This window comes from Plantactinospora sp. WMMB782, from assembly GCF_049179135.1.
GTDB lineage: Bacteria > Actinomycetota > Actinomycetes > Mycobacteriales > Micromonosporaceae > Plantactinospora.
In genome coordinates, this window is the sequence record NZ_JBMHMC010000007.1 from 6,880,328 (window position 1) to 6,896,023 (window position 15,696).

14 protein-coding genes are annotated in these 15,696 nt (G+C 72.6%); 8 read left to right on the forward strand and 6 right to left on the reverse strand.

Translation table 11 applies throughout. From position 1 onward, the window contains the following. Positions 1-146: 146 nt before the first annotated feature. Complete coding sequence (locus ACN28A_RS32820; protein WP_421402030.1) at positions 147-1,502, forward strand: endo-1,4-beta-xylanase; 1,356 nt, start codon at positions 147-149, stop codon at positions 1,500-1,502. 152 nt (positions 1,503-1,654) lie between these two features. Here ACN28A_RS32820 and ACN28A_RS32825 read toward each other — a convergent pair whose 3' ends face one another. Both ACN28A_RS32825 and ACN28A_RS32830 read right to left on the reverse strand, forming a co-directional pair. Continuing rightward, on the reverse strand, positions 1,655-2,251 hold the full coding sequence (locus tag ACN28A_RS32825; protein WP_421402031.1) for a nucleotidyltransferase domain-containing protein: 597 nt from the start codon (positions 2,249-2,251) through the stop codon (positions 1,655-1,657). Between the two features lie 46 nt (positions 2,252-2,297). Next, on the reverse strand, positions 2,298-3,341 hold the full coding sequence (locus ACN28A_RS32830) for a LacI family DNA-binding transcriptional regulator (RefSeq protein ID WP_421402033.1): 1,044 nt from the start codon (positions 3,339-3,341) through the stop codon (positions 2,298-2,300). A 484-nt stretch (positions 3,342-3,825) separates the two neighbouring features. Between ACN28A_RS32830 and ACN28A_RS32835 the strand changes: the two genes are divergently transcribed. Further along, on the forward strand, positions 3,826-4,809 hold the full coding sequence (locus ACN28A_RS32835) for an LLM class flavin-dependent oxidoreductase (RefSeq protein ID WP_421402034.1): 984 nt from the start codon (positions 3,826-3,828) through the stop codon (positions 4,807-4,809). A gap of 95 nt (positions 4,810-4,904) precedes the next feature. Continuing rightward, positions 4,905-5,306 carry a hypothetical protein gene (locus ACN28A_RS32840; RefSeq protein ID WP_421402036.1) on the forward strand — a complete coding sequence of 134 codons (402 nt, stop codon included), beginning with the start codon at positions 4,905-4,907 and terminating at the stop codon, positions 5,304-5,306. On the opposite strand, the gene ACN28A_RS32845 is transcribed toward ACN28A_RS32840, so the two are convergent. The 3 genes from ACN28A_RS32845 to ACN28A_RS32855 are packed head-to-tail and all read right to left on the reverse strand — an operon-like array spanning position 5,303 to position 7,568. Beyond that, complete coding sequence (locus ACN28A_RS32845) at positions 5,303-6,280, reverse strand: ABC transporter permease subunit (protein WP_421402038.1); 978 nt, start codon at positions 6,278-6,280, stop codon at positions 5,303-5,305. The genes ACN28A_RS32840 and ACN28A_RS32845 overlap by 4 nt on opposite strands. After that, positions 6,277-7,176 carry an ABC transporter ATP-binding protein gene (locus ACN28A_RS32850; RefSeq protein WP_421402041.1) on the reverse strand — a complete coding sequence of 300 codons (900 nt, stop codon included), beginning with the start codon at positions 7,174-7,176 and terminating at the stop codon, positions 6,277-6,279. The genes ACN28A_RS32845 and ACN28A_RS32850 overlap by 4 nt, the downstream gene beginning before the upstream one ends. After that, complete coding sequence (locus ACN28A_RS32855; protein ID WP_421402044.1) at positions 7,173-7,568, reverse strand: GntR family transcriptional regulator; 396 nt, start codon at positions 7,566-7,568, stop codon at positions 7,173-7,175. Before ACN28A_RS32855 ends, ACN28A_RS32850 begins: the two co-directional genes overlap by 4 nt. Before the next feature lie 211 nt (positions 7,569-7,779). Between ACN28A_RS32855 and ACN28A_RS32860 the strand changes: the two genes are divergently transcribed. The 4 genes from ACN28A_RS32860 to ACN28A_RS32875 all read left to right on the forward strand — a co-directional run bounded on the left by ACN28A_RS32860 (position 7,780) and on the right by ACN28A_RS32875 (position 14,283). Continuing rightward, complete coding sequence (locus ACN28A_RS32860) at positions 7,780-8,745, forward strand: hypothetical protein (protein ID WP_421402046.1); 966 nt, start codon at positions 7,780-7,782, stop codon at positions 8,743-8,745. Between the two features lie 164 nt (positions 8,746-8,909). Beyond that, positions 8,910-10,607, forward strand: a complete 1,698-nt coding sequence (locus ACN28A_RS32865; protein WP_421402048.1) for an ABC transporter ATP-binding protein — start codon at positions 8,910-8,912, stop codon at positions 10,605-10,607. A gap of 169 nt (positions 10,608-10,776) precedes the next feature. After that, positions 10,777-12,573, forward strand: a complete 1,797-nt coding sequence (locus tag ACN28A_RS32870) for an ABC transporter ATP-binding protein (RefSeq protein WP_421402050.1) — start codon at positions 10,777-10,779, stop codon at positions 12,571-12,573. Between the two features lie 201 nt (positions 12,574-12,774). Then, positions 12,775-14,283: an alpha-N-arabinofuranosidase gene (locus tag ACN28A_RS32875; RefSeq protein ID WP_421402053.1), complete on the forward strand. Its 1,509-nt coding sequence runs from the start codon at positions 12,775-12,777 to the stop codon at positions 14,281-14,283. A 135-nt stretch (positions 14,284-14,418) separates the two neighbouring features. Here the strand turns inward: ACN28A_RS32875 and ACN28A_RS32880 are convergent, their stop codons facing one another. Continuing rightward, a complete protein-coding gene (locus tag ACN28A_RS32880; protein ID WP_421402055.1) occupies positions 14,419-14,724 on the reverse strand; it encodes a hypothetical protein in 306 nt (101 codons plus the stop codon). A 214-nt stretch (positions 14,725-14,938) separates the two neighbouring features. Here ACN28A_RS32880 and ACN28A_RS32885 point away from each other — a divergent pair, with 214 nt between their 5' ends. Continuing rightward, complete coding sequence (locus ACN28A_RS32885; RefSeq protein ID WP_421402058.1) at positions 14,939-15,688, forward strand: VOC family protein; 750 nt, start codon at positions 14,939-14,941, stop codon at positions 15,686-15,688. Positions 15,689-15,696 lie beyond the last annotated feature (8 nt).

The following is a 15,696-nucleotide window of genomic DNA, read 5'->3' on the forward strand; positions in this document are numbered from 1 at the left end:
TATAAATCCATTAAGGTCGATTTGACACCACACCGCCCGTCAGAGATCGCGCGGCGGAGCCAGGTGACTTCGACCCTCGCACACCGTGCCGCCCGGACGGATCCACCACCATGTGCCCGTCCGGCCACTCGCCAGAAAGGGCAGAGATGATCAGGAGTTCCACCGACGGCGCCAGGAGCCCGAGACCGCGCTACCGGACCCGACTCGCGCTCGTCCTCGGCATGGTCGGCATGCTCGCCACCGCCGGTGCCATCGCGCTGCCCAACACCGCCAGCGCCGCCAGCACCCTCGGCGCCTCCGCCGCCGAGCGCGGCCGGTACTTCGGTACCGCCGTGGCGGCGGGCAAGCTCAACGACAGCGCGTACACGACCATCCTGAACCGCGAGTTCAACCAGATCACGGCCGAGAACGAGATGAAGATCGACGCCCTGCAGCCGCAGCAGGGCCGGTTCAACTACGGGACCGCGGACCAGATGGTCCAGTACGCCCGCAGCCGGGGCTGGCAGGTGCGGGGCCACACCCTGGCCTGGCACGCCCAGCAGCCGGGCTGGATGCAGAGCATGTCCGGCAGCACCCTGCGCCAGGCCATGGTCAACCACGTCACCCAGGTCGCCACCCACTTCCGCGGCCAGATCGCGTGGTGGGACGTGGTGAACGAGGCGTTCGCCGACGGCGGCAGCGGTGCCCGCCGCGACTCCAACCTCCAGCGCACCGGCAACGACTGGATCGAGGCCGCCTTCCGGGCCGCGGACTCCGCCGACCCGAACGCGCAACTCTGCTACAACGACTACAACATCGACAACTGGAACGACGCCAAGACCCAGGCCGTCTACCGGATGGTCCAGGACTTCAAGTCCCGGGGCGTACCGATCGACTGCGTCGGCCTCCAGTCGCACTTCACCGGCGGCTCGAACTACCCGAGCAACTACCGCACCACGCTGTCCAGCTTCGCCGCCCTCGGCGTCGACGTGCACATCACCGAGCTGGACATCCGCAACGCGCCGTCCGACGCGTACCGGAACGTGACGAACGACTGCCTCGCGGTGTCCCGCTGCAAGGGCATCACGGTGTGGGGCATCCGCGACTCGGACTCGTGGCGCTCCGGCGAGAGCCCGCTGCTGTTCAACGGCAGCGGCCAGAAGAAGGCAGCGTACGACGCGGTGCTCGCCGCGCTGAACAACGGCACCACCCCGCCCACCGGCAACCCGACCACTCCGCCGGGCGGCAGCGGCTGCACCACCTCGGTAACCGCCGGCACCGTCTGGGGCGACCGCTACAACACCTCGGTCACGGTCAGCGGTGCCAGCAGCTGGACCGTGGTCGTGGCGGTCACCTCGCCGCAGTCGATCAGCACCACCTGGAGCGGCAGTGCCAGCCTGAGCAGCAACAACACCGTGCTGACGATGCGCTCCAACGGCAGCGGCAGTACGTTCGGCTTCACCACCATGATGAACGGCAACTCCGGCGCCCGACCGCAGGTCAGATCCTGCACCGCCGGATAGCGACCGACCATCCCGCGCCGGCCCGTGTGGTAGCACCACACCGCACGGGCCGGCGCTCGGCCGTCCGCCGCCGTCCGGTACGACGCCGGTCGGTGCGGGTCAGTCGGTTACGGGGTCGGCCAACACGAGGTTGCGGGGTCGGCGAGCGTGAGTCAGCCGGTGCGGAGTCTCGCCCGCCACGGATGGACCGGGTGCACCAGGGTCAGCGCGTCGTCGAGCCAGCGCCGGGCGGCGTCGTCCAGCAGCGGCAGGGTGGTGGCGAAGTCCAGCTCGTCCTTCGTCCGGGCGGCCTTCGCCTTGAACAGCAGCACCACCTCCGGCGCCAGGTACGGAATCCCCGCCGGATCGCGCCGGACGATCTCGGCGTACGGGCGGCGGATACGCGGGTCGCGCCGGCAGATCCAGACCTCCCCGTCGTGCGGCTCACGGAACACGTCCACCCGCCAACGCCCGATCCCCCGCTCGTAGGCCCAGGTCTGGTGACCGGTCCGCATCGACTCGGCGGTGAGCGGGATCAGCCGGCCGTCCTGCGGTACCGCGAAGTCACAGTCGGCGAAACGTTCCCGCACCTCGTCGAACCGGTCCGCCGGAACGGCGATCTCCAGGTCGTGGTGCGGCCGGGATGGCTCACCCCGGCAGAGGTCGATCGCCCAGCCCGCCGCGACGCACCAGGGCACGTCCAGGTCGGCCAACCGGTCGGCGACCACGGACGGCGGCCAGGGTTGCCAGGCGTCCACGTCCGGAATCATCGCCCGACGGTAACCGATCCCCGGAAACCCCTTCGGCACGGCCGGTTCAGGCCGACTGCCGGCGGACCAGGTGGGTGTCCAGGAAGACGGCCGGCGAAGGAATCTCGTCGCCCCGGATCTGCGCCACCAGCAGCCGCGCCATCTCCGTGCCCATCGTGATCACAGGCTGGTGCACCGAGGTCAACGGCGGGTTCGCGTGCCGCGCCAGCGACGAGTCCTCGTAGCCGACCACCGCCACGTCCTCCGGAATGCGCCGGCCGGCCTCGTGCAGCGCCTTCATCACCCCGAGGGCCATCAGGTCGGAAGCGGCGAACACCGCGTCCAGGTCGGCCCGGCGCTCCAGCAGCCGGCGCATCGCGGCCAGGCCGCTGTTCGCGCTGAAGTCGCCGTACTCGATGAGGTCCTCGCGGACCGGGCGACCGTGCGCGGCGAACGCCTCCCGGTAACCGACCAGCCGGGTCACCCCGGCGCCCATGTCCTGCGGCCCGGCCACCGTGGCGACCGCCCGCCGGCCGATCCCGAGCAGGTACTCGACCGCCTGCCGGGCGCCACCCGCGTTGTCGACGTCGACGAAGTACGCCGGTTGGGCGTCCGGGGCGAGCATCCGGGCCGGACGTCCACCCAGGACGGTCGGCAGCCCGCGTCGCATCAGCAGGCCGGGCAGCGGATCCGCGTCGTGCAGCGAGATCAGCATCACCCCGTCGACGTGCTGGTCGGTGAGCTGGTCCTCCATCTTTTCCCGCCCGCCGGGCGACTGGATCCAGGAGAGCCAGAGTTGCAGCGGGGTGTCGGCCAGGCCGGCGCTGACTCCTCGGGCGATACCGGCGAAGAACGGCTCGCCGAAGGCCCGCTCACCGGACTCGGAGATGACAAGCGCGACCGAGTCGGTCCGCTGGGTGACCAGAGCCCGGGCGGCACGGTTCGGCACGTACCCCAGCTCGCGAACCGCCGCCAACACCGCCGCCCGGACCGTCGGGCTGACCTGTGAGGAGTTGTTCACCACCCGGGACGCGGTGCCCCGCCCGACGCCCGCGCGAGCCGCGACCTCGCTCAGGGTGGGCCTTCCGAGGTCGCGGCTGTGGGATCTCATGGTCTGCTCCCGGACTTTGCATTGATCAAGGTAGGTCCAGGGTAGGCGGCTGCCGAACCGGCCCGTGCCCGGCCGATGCACCACGCCGACGCCACTCACCGAGGTTGTTACATCGATGATGATATGGTTTCGATCCGGCTTTCGGTCCCGGCCGTCCGGCCCGTTCCGGCAGCGATTCGACCATGGACGGTGGAAACCGGCGCGACATCGGGACGCTGCCGTCGGGATCCGAGGTCGCCCGAGCCGTTCGCGGGCACCGCGACACCGCCGCCGGGCCCGGATCGCCGTGCTGCCGCGACTGCGACCGCCGACCGCCACCGCCATCTCTGGCCCCGACCGTGCCCGCCACCGCTGGCCCGACCGCCGACCGTGCCCGCCACCGCCGACCACGACTGCGACCACGACCGCCACCGCCGAGCACGACTGCGACCGCGACCGCGACCGCGACCGCGACTGCGACTGCGACTGCGACTGAAGGAGCATGGTGACCAGGTTCGGCTGGTTCCTCGGCCACGAGGAGTGGCAACCCGAGTCGCTGGTGACCCAGGCCCGGCGAGCCGAGGAGGCGGGCTTCGACGCCGTGCTCGTCTCCGACCATCTCCAGCCCTGGGTGGACGACGTCGGGTCGGCCGGGCACGGCTGGACCACGCTGGGCGCGATCGCCGCGGCGACCCGGCGGGCCACCCTGGTCTCCGCGGTCGCCTGCCCGCTGTTCCGTCAGCATCCGGTGCTGGTGGCCCAGGCCGCCGCCACGCTCGACCGGCTCTCCGGCGGCCGGTTCGCCCTCGGGGTCGGCACCGGGGAGGGGATCAACGAGGCGCCGCTGGGCCGGTTCCCGGGGTACCCGGAGCGGCTGGCCCGGATGACCGAGGCGCTCGGACTGCTCCGGCCGCTGCTGGCCGGCGAGACCGTCCGGCGGCCGGACGCGTCGTACTATCCCGTCCCGTCGTTCCGGCTGCACAGTCCGCCGCTGACCGGTGTGCCGGTGTACCTGGCGGCGGCCGGTCCCCGCTCGGCGGCCACCGCCGGCCGGCTTGCCGACGGGGTGGTCAGCTCGGTCAAGGACCCCGAGCGGACCGGCCGGGAGGTGGTGGACGTGGCACGGGCGGCGGCCGACGCGGCGGGACGTACGCCACCGCGGGTGGTGCTGAGCACCTTCGTCGTACTCGCCGACAACGACGACGAGGCGATCCGGGCGCTCCGCCCCTGGCGCGGGCTGCGTACTCCGGGTCGGCTGTCGGCGTCCAGCCCCGAGCAGCTGCGCCAGCGGGCCGACCGGATGGGCCGGGAGGCGATCCTGGCCGGTTATCGGCGCATCGGCGAGCCCCGGCAACTCCTCGACTTCTGCCGATCGCTGGTCGACCGACTCCGCCCGGACATGCTGGCCCTACAGGTGGCCGCGCCGGACGACGGCGCCGCACCGGAGCGCTTCACCGAACTCGTCGAGCGGCTGCGACAGCGGCTCTGAGCTGTGCCTCGACGCCCTCGGGGCCAGTGTGGACACGGTGCGCCGCCGCCGCTTCCGGGCACCCGATTCGAACACATGTACGATAGAATATCGAGGTGTACGACAGCCGAGACCAGGCCGGCGGCCCCGCCCGCCTCGCCGCCCACCAGCCCACCGACCGCCGACTCGTCCTCGCCCGGGTGCACCGGATCGCCACGGACTACGCCGGTGGCTATCGGGAGGGCCTGGTCCGGGCCACCGCCCTAGCCGAGCTCGCCGACCTCGCCGCCGACCCCGACCTGCTCGCCCGGGCCGCAGCCATGCACGCCGTCGCCGACAACTGGTTCGCGATCAACGCTGTCGACCTGCTGCTCGAGGCCGGCGCGCCGACCGAACTCGTCAACTCCTACCTGGACGCGGTCGGCTGCCCCGACGAGCCCGAGGCCGACGAACCCGGCCCGGCCTGCGAGCCCGGCCAGCCCGGCCAGGGCGGGGTCCACAGGTCAGGCTCAAGCTAGATCACACGGCGCCGTACCCGCCACGCCACCACACCGATCAGGACCGCCGCGACGGCGACGAACAGGGCCGCCTCGATGAGCTGGAACGTCCAGAACCGGTCGGCCGGGTGGTAGACCCCGAACTGCTGGATGCCCCGCGCGTGCAGAAACTGGTTGAGGTTGCTGCCGGCCCGGTTGGCGGCGTCCTCCAGCTCGTGGTACTCGGTCCAGCTCAGCCTGCGCCCGGTGGCGTCTGCGTAGCCGTGTTCGATTGTCCAGGAAGCGTTGCCGGGCACGGGCCGGTGGCCCGCCTGGTCGTCCGAGCCCCCGACGGGGACCGGCTCCATGGTGGTGAGCGGGGTGGCGTACGCGGGACGGGCCAACAGCGCCACCGGCATCCGGGCGGCGAGGAACGCCCCGAACGCGACGCCGAACGCGGGCAGGCTGCGCCGCAGGATCGCCCCGGCGGCGGTGGCGACGCCGAACGCGAACAGCGCGTACGCCACCGGAACAAGCCCCTCCACGTCGAAGGCGTCGTACTGGAACCGCCCTTCCCACGCGTCGAACGGCTGACGGAACCAGGTGAGCACCGCGGTGAACATCCCGGTGAGCACGACTGTGACGGCGGCCAGTGCCGCGAGCTTGGCCGCCAGCCAGCGCATCCGCGGCACGGCCTGCGTCCAGGCGAGCTGCCACGTGCCGTCCTCCAGTTCCCGCGCGAGCAGCGGCGCACCGAGGAACGCACCGATGACGACGGGGACCAGGAAGAAGCCCGCCAGGAGGTTCTCGACGTACCCGTACTCCTCGTCGAGCCGGCGGAAGGAGGCCGCGCATGCCTCGTTGACACCGGCCTCTCCCGCACACCGGGCGGGACCACCGGGGAACAGGTCGTGGGCCTGCGTCCCGAGCACGAGCAGGGCGATGCCGAAGATGCCGACGAGCAGCCCCAGGACGCAGACCTCGGTCCGGTGCTGGCGCCAGATCAACCACGTCATGCCGCCACCCCAGATCCGACCGCGGCGCTCGGCTCGGACGGCCGGCGCAGGTACGCCAGCACCAGCTCCTCCAGCGCGACCGGCTGGGCCTGCCAGCCGGGCGCGGCCGGGATCGCGCCGTCGCGTACCAGCAGGGTCGTGTGCCGGTCGCTGTGCACGGCCTGCACGACGGTGCCGGCCCGGTCGAGGTCGGTGCCCGTGCGCGGGCCGACGAGCAGCCGGTGCTCGGCGAGAAGGGTGTCGATGTCACCGGTGAGCGTGACCCGGCCGTGGTTGAGCACGACCAGGTGGTCGCAGACGCGCTCCAGCTCGTGCACGACGTGGGAGGAGAACAGGACGGTCACCCCGCCTTCGGCCACCGCGCCCATCAGGACCTGCAGGAACTCGTGCCGGGCCAACGGGTCGAGGCTGGCCACCGGTTCGTCGAGGACGAGCAGGTCCGGCCGCTTCGCCAGGGCCAGCGCCAACGCGACCTGGGCCTGCTGGCCGCCGGAGAGCGTGCCGGCCCTGCGGTCGAGCGGGATGCCCAGCTTCGCCAGCCGGCGCTCGGCCAGCCCCTGGTCGAACCGCAGGTTGCAGGCCCGGCCGAAGCGGAGCATCTCGGCGACGGTGAAGCGCTTGTACAGCGGGTGGTCCTGGGCCAGGAACCCGACCCGGGACAGGGTCTGCGGGGTGCTGGCGGTGACGTCGTGGCCGAGGACCTCCACCGTGCCGGTGCTCGGGGCCAGCAACCCGACGACCAGGCGCAGCAGCGTGGTCTTGCCCGCGCCGTTCGGCCCGACCAGGGCGATCACCCCGCCCGCCGGCAGGGCCAGGGTGCAGTCGCGCAGCGCCCAGCCCCTCCGGTACCGCTTGCCCACACCGTCGGTGCGCAGCGCGAACCCGGTCGCTGTCACGCCACTTCCTCATTCCTCGTCTGCTGGTGGACGGACGTGAAAAGCGCGTCGACCGCCTGCTCGTCGAGGCCGGCCGCGTAGGCGCGGCGCAGCCAGGTCGCCAGGCCGCGGCGCAGCGACGTGTACGTCGATGCCGACATCGCGGCCGACTGCTGTTCGTTGACGAACGTGCCCTGACCGGGCCGGCCGGTGACCAGGTTCTCCTGCTCCATCTGCCGGTACGCCTTGGCGACGGTGTTCGGATTGATCGCCAGGTCCTCGACCACCTCGCGGATGAGCGGGAGGCGGTCACCGGGTCGGAGAAAGCCCAGCAGCACCGCCTGGCGGACCTGCTGGACGAGTTGCAGGTACGGCGGTACGCCGGAGTGGGTGTCGAGCCGGAAGACGAACACGGTAGCTCCCTACTGCTTCACTAGAATCATAGTAAAGCAGTGGCTTGGCTGCCGAGAGAGCCGACGCGCCCGCCCGACCGGCACCGGTTCCGGGCGCACGCCCGGCCCCAGATCGCCGGCGGGTGCCGCATGGTCGGACCATGCGATCCGCATGGTCGAACCGTGCGGCGCACGCCTGCCGGTCGAGCCGCGGCGCCGACAGCCTGGATCCATGACATCGACGATCCCGGACGGCACGGTCCGGACAACCGAAACCACCGCCACCGCACCCGAGGCGGCCGGCACCTCAGGTGCGTCCCGCCGGCGTTCCACCTGGCATTTTCTCCGACACTTCGCCGAGATGGTCGTCGCGATGGTCCTCGGGATGCTGCTGCTCGGTCCGGCGTGGGAGGTGCTGGCCAGCGCCGTCGACGCCGCCACCGGACTCGACATGACCCGGATGCTGGACCGCCCCGACGTCGACGCGCTGGTGATGGCCACGAACATGACGCTGGCGATGACCGTCTGGATGCGTCACCGGGGCCACCGGTGGGCTCCGGTCGCCGAGATGGGCGCCGCGATGTACCTGCCGTTCCTGCTCTTCCTGCCGCCGTACTGGGCCGGGGTGGTGGACGGTGGGTTCGTGACGATGGCCGGTCACCTGCTGATGCTGCCCGCCATGCTGCTCGTGATGCTCCGCCGGCTGTCCGAGTACACCGGCGCGCACGCCGCCGGTCACACGATTGCCGGTCACGCTGCCGCCGGTCACGCGAGTGCCGGTCACGCGGCCGCCGGCCGGACGGGGCGGGTCGTGGATTGGCTGGAGCGGCGTTGGCCGACCTGGTTGGCCCTGCTGTTCACCATCGACAACTGGACCGGTCCCGCCGTCCTGGACGCCTGGGTGATGCTGATCCTCCCGGTCGCCTACCTGGTGATCGGTGCGGTACGCCGGCAGTTCGGTGACCGGCGGGTCCTCGCGCTGCAACTCGCCGGGCTGGCCTTCTACCTACTCCTGGTGGGTGCGGCGCTGCTGACGCCGGACGAGTTGGGCCGTTATCTCGTCGGCGCCGGCTGGCTCGCCCACGCGGGATGGGACTACGCCCACCACCGGGCCAACCGGGTGGTCCCGCGCGGCTTCTCCGAGTGGTGCGGGGTCGTCGACGTGGTGATCGGCATCACGATCCTCTTCCTGGCCTGACGATCCGGCAGCGGTGGCGGCGGCCCGACGGTCCGGGCGAGGGTCGCCGCCCGACGATCCGGTGGCGGCGACGGGTCACGGAAGTCGGGACGAGCCAGGCGATAGGTTAGCCTAACCTCCAACCGTCCTGACTACTCCAGGCCCGTCGAGCGAAGGAGCCGAGCGTGCGGACCGGCAGCCCCACGGCGCGTACCGTGCTGACGGGCGCCATCACCGGTCAGCTCCGGCACGTACTGGCCAGTGCGGGGCTCAGCGCCAGTCACCAGGCCGGCGAGGCGCTCGTACCGGTGCTGATCGGTGTCGTGATCGACCGGGCCGTCGGGCGGGGCGGCCTGGTCGACCTGATCGGCTGGATCGGCGTACTCGGCGTGGTGTTCGCGGTGCTGTCGACAAGCTTCCGGTTCAGCGCCCGTACCGGCGAACGCGCCGTCGAGCAGGCCGCGCACCGGCTGCGGCTCGCACTCACCCGACGAATTCTCGACCATCGGGGCGGCGCGGAGACCGGTCGGCTGCCCGGCGCGCTGGTCGCCACCGCCACCGGGGACGCCGACCGGGTCGGTGCGGTGAACCGGGCCCTCGCCACCGCGATCGGCGCGACGACAGGTCTGCTGGTCGGCGGCGTCGCCCTGCTGGTGGTCTCGGTGCCGCTCGGGCTCCTGGTGCTGGTCGGCGCACCGCTGCTGCTCTGGCTCGCCCATCGACTCGGCCGGCCGCTGGAGCGGCGCAGCCACGCCGAACAGGAGAAGGCGGCGTACGCCTCCGGGGTGGCCGCGGACCTGGTGGCCGGTCTGCGCGTGCTCAAGGGTCTCGGTGCGGCACCGGCGGCGGCCCGGCGCTACCGGCGGACCAGCCGGGAGGCGCTGGCCGCCACCGTCCGGGCGGCCCAGGCCCAGGCGTGGTACGACGGCACCCTGCTCGTCATCACCGGCTTCTTCGTGGCCGCCGTCGGCCTGCTCGGCGGCCGGCTGGCCGCAGCCGGCGAACTCACCGTCGGGCAGCTCGTCGCGGCGGTCGGTCTGGCGCTCTTCCTGCTCGGCCCGCTGGCCACCTTCGGCTGGGTGACCGCCGAGTTCGCCCAGGGCCGCGCCTCCGCCGACCGGATCGCCTCGGTACTCGGCGCGGCAGCCTCGACGCCCGACGGGGACGGCTCCCCCGCCACTCCGGTGGTCGGCCGGGTCGCGCTGCGGGACGTCCGACACGGGACGCTGCGCGGCGTCAGCCTGCACGCCGCTCCGGGAGAACTGCTCGGCGTGGTGGCGACCGATCCGGCCGTCGCCGACGACCTGCTGCGCTGCCTGGCCCGGGACGTCGACCCGGCGGCCGGCACCGTCGAGCTGGACGGTGTCGGGCTGCACACCCTGGCCCCCGAGCGGCTGCGCGCCGCGATCCTGGTCGCGCCGCACGACGCCGACCTGTTCGAGGGCACCCTGCGGGAGAACGTGGCGGCCCCGGCACTCGCCGGGACCGAGGGGGTACGCCGGGCGCTCGGCGCCGCCGACGTGGACGAGGTTGCCCGCGCCCTGCCGGACGGGCTGGACACCCTGCTCACCGAGCGGGGACGCTCGCTCTCCGGCGGGCAGCGCCAACGGGTGGCCCTGGCTCGCGCACTGGCCGCCGACGCACCGGTACTCGTGTTGCACGACCCGACCACGGCCGTCGACGCGGCCACCGAGGCCCGGATCGCGGCCGGGCTGCGGGAGCTGCGGCAGGGCCGGACCACCCTGTTGGTTACCACCAGCCCGACGCTGTTGGCCGTCACCGACCGGGTCGTGCTGCTCGACGGCGGTGCCGTGCGGGCCGAGGGCAGCCATCCGGACCTGGCCCGACGGGACGACGGCTACCGGGCATCGGTGCTCCGGTGAGCCCCGCCGTCGCACCGGTCGAGGACATCGGCGCTCCGGTGAGCCCCGCCGTCGCACCGGTCGAGGACATCGGCGCTCCGGTGAGCCCCGCCGTCGCACGTGTCGAGGACATCGGCGCTGCGGTGCACGCCGCCGTGGCAGGGTGCCGGCTGACAGGGAGAGCCCACCGATGAGCGAAGCCGCCCGAGCGGGTCGACCGGCCCGGCAGCTGCTGCCGACGGCGACCGGGCGCCAGGTCCGGGCCACCCTGGCGGAGCTGCTGCGGCCGCGCCGGTTCCTCGCCGTCCGCGCCCTCGGCCTGCTGGTCGGTTCCACCGCCGTCGGGCTGCTCACCGCGCCGCTGCTCGGGCACATCGTGGACCTGGTCGTCGCCGGTCGGCCGCCGGGCGCGATCACCACCCCGACGGTACTGCTCGGCCTGGTCGCGGTCGTCCAGGGAATCACGCTGGCGCTCGGGCTCTCCCAGGTCGCCCGGCTCGGCGAGGGGATGCTGGCGGACCTGCGGGAACGGTTCATCGACCGGGTGTTGGACCTGCCGCTGGACCAGGTCGAGCGGGCCGGCTCCGGCGACCTGACCGCCCGGGTGACCGGAGACGTGACCGTGATCGCCGAGGCGGTCCGGACCGCGCTGCCGCAGCTCGCCCGCTCCGGTCTGACCATCGGGCTGACCCTGGTCGGGCTGGCCGTACTCGACTGGCGGTTCCTGCTCGCCGCGCTGCTCGCGGTGCCGATCCAACTGCACACCGCCCGCTGGTACGCCCGCCGGGCCCAGCCGCTCTATGCCAGCCAGCGGATCGCACACGGCGCGCAGCAGCAGCAGTTGCTGGACACCGTCGGCGGTGCCCGGACGGTACGCGCCTTCCGGCTCACCGAGCCGCACCTGGACCGGGTCTCCGGCAGCTCGACGGCGGCGGTCGAGCTGACGCTGCGCGGGATCCGGCTGATGACCGGCTTCTTCGGGCGACTCAACCTGGCCGAGTTCGTCGGGCTCACCGCCGTGCTGCTGACCGGCTTCCTGCTGGTGCGCGCGGACGCGGTCACCGTCGGCACGGCCTCCGCCGCCGCCCTCTACTTCCACAACCTCTTCGGCCCGCTCAACGCCGCGCTGAGCCTGGTCGACGACGCCCAGTCGGCCGCCGCCAGCCTGGTCCGGCTGGTGGGTGTCACCCGGTTGCCGGCGCCCCGGCAGCCCGAGCAGCGGCCGGTGCCGGTGCACGGTGGGGTCGAGGCGAAGGAGCTGCGGCACGCGTACCTGCCGGGGCACGACGTACTGCACGACGTCACGTTCAGCGTCGCGCCGGAGGAGCGGGTCGCGCTGGTCGGGGCGAGTGGGGCCGGCAAGACCACGCTGGCGAAGCTGATCGCCGGGATCCATCCGCCGAGTGGTGGCAGCATCCGGCTCGGCGGCGTACCCATCTCCGACCTCGGCACCGCCGTCGCCGGCCGCACGGTCGCGCTGGTCAGCCAGGAGGTGCACGTCTTCGCCGGTCCGCTCGCCGAGGACCTGCGGCTGGCCGGGCCGGACGCCGACGACGAGGAGTTGCTCGCCGCGCTGGACCGGGTCGGCGCGCTGGGCTGGGTGCGCGCGCTGCCGGACGGACTGGCCACGGTCGTCGGCGACGGCGGGCACCGACTGACGGCGGCACAGGCCCAGCAGCTCGCGCTGGCCCGGCTGGTGCTGGCCGCGCCGCCGGTGGCGATCCTGGACGAGGCGACAGCCGAGGCCGGCAGTGCCGGCGCCCGTCAGTTGGAGACGGCGGCCGCCCGGGCGCTGGACGGGCGGACCGGACTGGTGGTGGCGCACCGGCTGACCCAGGCGGCCGCCGCGGACCGGATCATCCTGCTGGAGGCCGGACGGGTGGCCGAGACCGGCACGCACGACCAGCTGGTCGCCGCCGGCGGCCGGTACGCGGCGCTCTGGGCGGCCTGGACCGGCACCCGGCCGCCGGCGGACGAGGCGCCCTGAGGCCGGCAGCGCACGAGGCGGCCTGACGCCGGCGGACGAGGCGGCCTGACGCCGGCGGCACACGGGGCGCCCGGCTGCGGACGCTGCGTCCTGAGCCGGCCGGACGGCCGTCGGGCGATTGACGCTGCGCAGGTCCAACGGCCACAATCGGGCCAGTGTGATCGTTAACATGCACCCGCTCCGAAGGTTGTTGGAGGTTTCGTGCACCAGGCCGCGTTGACAATCGATCCCGCGTTCCGGATCGACGAGGTGGATCCGAGGCTCTACGGCTCGTTCGTCGAGCACCTCGGGCGCTGCGTCTACACCGGGATCTACGAGCCGGGCCATCCGACCGCCGACGAGCACGGGTTCCGCCGGGACGTCGCGGAGCTGGTCCGGCAGCTCGGGGTACCGGTGCTGCGCTATCCGGGCGGCAACTTCGTCTCCGGTTACAACTGGGAGGACGGGATCGGGCCGCGCGAGTCCCGGCCCCGCCGGCTGGACCTGGCCTGGCGGTCGATCGAGACCAACGAGATCGGCGTCGACGAGTTCGTCGGCTGGACCCGCCGGGTCGGCAGCGAGCCGATGATGGCGGTGAACCTCGGCACCCGAGGGGTGGACGCCGCCCGCACCCTGCTGGAATACACCAACCACCCGTCCGGGACGTACTGGTCGGACCTGCGACGCAAGCACGGCAACCCTGACCCGTACGACATCAAGCTCTGGTGCCTCGGCAACGAGATGGACGGCCCGTGGCAGACCGGGTTCACCACCGCCCGGGAGTACGGCCGGCTCGCCGCGCAGACCGCCCAGGCGATGCGCCAGGTCGACCCGTCCATCGAACTCGTCGCCTGCGGCAGCTCCGGCAGCGGGATGCCGACCTTCGGCAGCTGGGAGGCGACCGTCCTGGAGGAGGCGTACGACCTGGTCGACTACGTCTCGGTGCACAGCTACTACCAGGAGCACGACGGCGACCGGGCCAGTTTCCTGGCCAGCGCCGTCGACCTGGACCGGTTCGTGGAGTCGGTGGTCGCCACCTGCGACCACGTACGCGCGGTCGGCAAGCACCGCAAGCGGATCAACCTCTCGGTCGACGAGTGGAACGTCTGGTACCAGAGCCGGTTCGTCGGCCAGGAGAAGCTCGACTGGGCGGAGGCGCCCCGGCTGATCGAGGACACCTACTCGGTGGTGGACGCCGTGGTCGTCGGCGACCTGCTGATCTCGCTGCTCCGGCACGCCGACCGGGTCAAGATCGCCTGCCTGGCCCAGCTCGTCAACGTGATCGCGCCGATCCGCAGTGAGCCGGGCGGGGCGGCCTGGGTGCAGCCGACCTACCACCCGTTCGCGCTGACCTCCCGGCACGGGCGCGGCACGGTGCTCCGGGTCGAGCCGACCGGGCCGCGGCACGACACCACCCGGCACGGCGAGGTGTCTACGGTCACCGCCACCGCCGTCCGGGACGAGGAGTCCGGCGCGGTCACGCTGTTCGCGGTCAACCGGGACCAGCGCGAACCGCTCGCCCTCGACGTCGACCTGCGGGCCTGCGGCGACCTGGTCGGTGGCGAGCACGTCGTGCTGGCCGACCCGGACCCGGAGGCGACGAACAGCGCGGAGGCGCCCGAGCGGGTGACGCCGAGCCGGCTGGCCGAGCCCAGGGTCGAAGGCGGACGGCTGAACGTCGTGCTGCCGGCGCTGTCCTGGAACATGATCCGGCTGACTCGGGCCGACTGAGCCCCGGGCGTCGGCGGCCCGTTCCCCGGGCCGCCGACGCCCGACACCGTCGATCGGGCTTCCAGCAAGCTGTGGGACCAAGAGGTTTTGCGGACCGCTGACCGCCGCCCGCCCCGAAGTCGCGTTCGAACCTGATCAGTCGACGCACATCGCTTGGTGAGTCGATCTGAAGACCCATGTCCCGCCGCCGGGAGACATATAGATCAATTGGTTGTAGTAGTCCCCGGGCGTACAGTCCGTTCCGGCCGCGAGTACGGCCGCCCGGGCCCGCTGTTGCGCCGAGCTGACCCCGGCGGCATAGGTGTTGCCCGCGCCGTCGGCAGTGGCGCTGCGAGGGGTGTCGTATCCATCGGCGCGTGCGGCTGTGGGCGCGGTCGACAGGCCGACCGCCACCACCGCCGAGACGACGCCGAGCCGGCGGAGCCAGTTGACTTTTCGCATGCTTCTCCCTGCGGCAACAAGTTAGCTCTGGCGGGATAATGAGATTCTTCGATGCGTCGGCGCATGATCGCATTGGCCGCTCGGTCATCAAAATCAAGCCACAAAACCCTTGCCGATTGTGGGGCGCACGGCGGCGTGCTGATCGACGTTGGTTCGCGGGCCCGCATTTGCCATCACCATCCGCCGGCGCACGGCGGCGCATAGGATCGCCGGCATGGCGCTGCGACCGGTCCAGGTGAACATCAAGGCTCTCGACGCCCCGGCGGTCGGCCGGTTCTGGGCCGAGGCGCTCGGCTGGACCGCCTACTCCGGCGAGACGACCTACGTCGGCCCCGGCGGCGGGCTCGTCTGGCCGGACCCGGTCGCCGTCGGTGTCAACGTCGTTCCCGTTCCCGACCCGAGGACGACGACCAAGAACCGGGTACACATCGATCTTGCCACCAGCTCTGTGGCGCACCAGGCGGAGCTGACCGCACGCCTCCGGGCGCTCGGTGCGACGCCCGTCGACGTGGGCCAGCAGGACGTGCCGTGGACGGTCCTCGCCGACCCGGAGGGCAACGAGTTCTGCGTACTGGAGCCTCGGGAGGTCTACCGGGACACCGGACCGATCGCCGCGGTGGTGGTCGACTGCACGGAGCCCCGGGCGATGGCCCGGTTCTGGGACGAGGCGCTGGAGTGGACCCTGCACGACGCCGCCGACGATCATGCGGTGCTGCGCTCCGCCAGCGGCGTCGGGCCGTACCTCGAGTTCCTCCGGACGCCCGGGGTGAAGACCGGGCCGGACCGGGTCCACCTCGACCTGCTGCCGTCCTCCGGGGACGACCGGGTGGCGGAGGTGGCCCGGTTGCGGGCTCTCGGCGCCACCGACCTCGACGCGGGCCAGGGCGACGTCCCGTGGACCTGCCTGGCCGACCCGGACGGCCACGAGTTCTGTGTCCTCGCCGCTGCTGGAACGCGGAGCTGAGCGGCACC

What these genes read in the sequence shown, in the direction of transcription:
- ACN28A_RS32820 (WP_421402030.1), top strand. Translation starts at nt 147, where the DNA reads ATGATCAGGAGTTCCACCGACGGCGCCAGGAGCCCGAGACCGCGCTAC.
- ACN28A_RS32860 (WP_421402046.1), top strand. Translation starts at nt 7,780, where the DNA reads ATGACATCGACGATCCCGGACGGCACGGTCCGGACAACCGAAACCACC.
- ACN28A_RS32870 (WP_421402050.1), top strand. Translation starts at nt 10,777, where the DNA reads ATGAGCGAAGCCGCCCGAGCGGGTCGACCGGCCCGGCAGCTGCTGCCG.
- ACN28A_RS32885 (WP_421402058.1), top strand. Translation starts at nt 14,939, where the DNA reads ATGGCGCTGCGACCGGTCCAGGTGAACATCAAGGCTCTCGACGCCCCG.
- ACN28A_RS32830 (WP_421402033.1), bottom strand. Translation starts at nt 3,341, where the DNA reads ATGAGATCCCACAGCCGCGACCTCGGAAGGCCCACCCTGAGCGAGGTC.
- ACN28A_RS32825 (WP_421402031.1), bottom strand. Translation starts at nt 2,251, where the DNA reads ATGATTCCGGACGTGGACGCCTGGCAACCCTGGCCGCCGTCCGTGGTC.
- ACN28A_RS32880 (WP_421402055.1), bottom strand. Translation starts at nt 14,724, where the DNA reads ATGCGAAAAGTCAACTGGCTCCGCCGGCTCGGCGTCGTCTCGGCGGTG.
- ACN28A_RS32845 (WP_421402038.1), bottom strand. Translation starts at nt 6,280, where the DNA reads ATGACGTGGTTGATCTGGCGCCAGCACCGGACCGAGGTCTGCGTCCTG.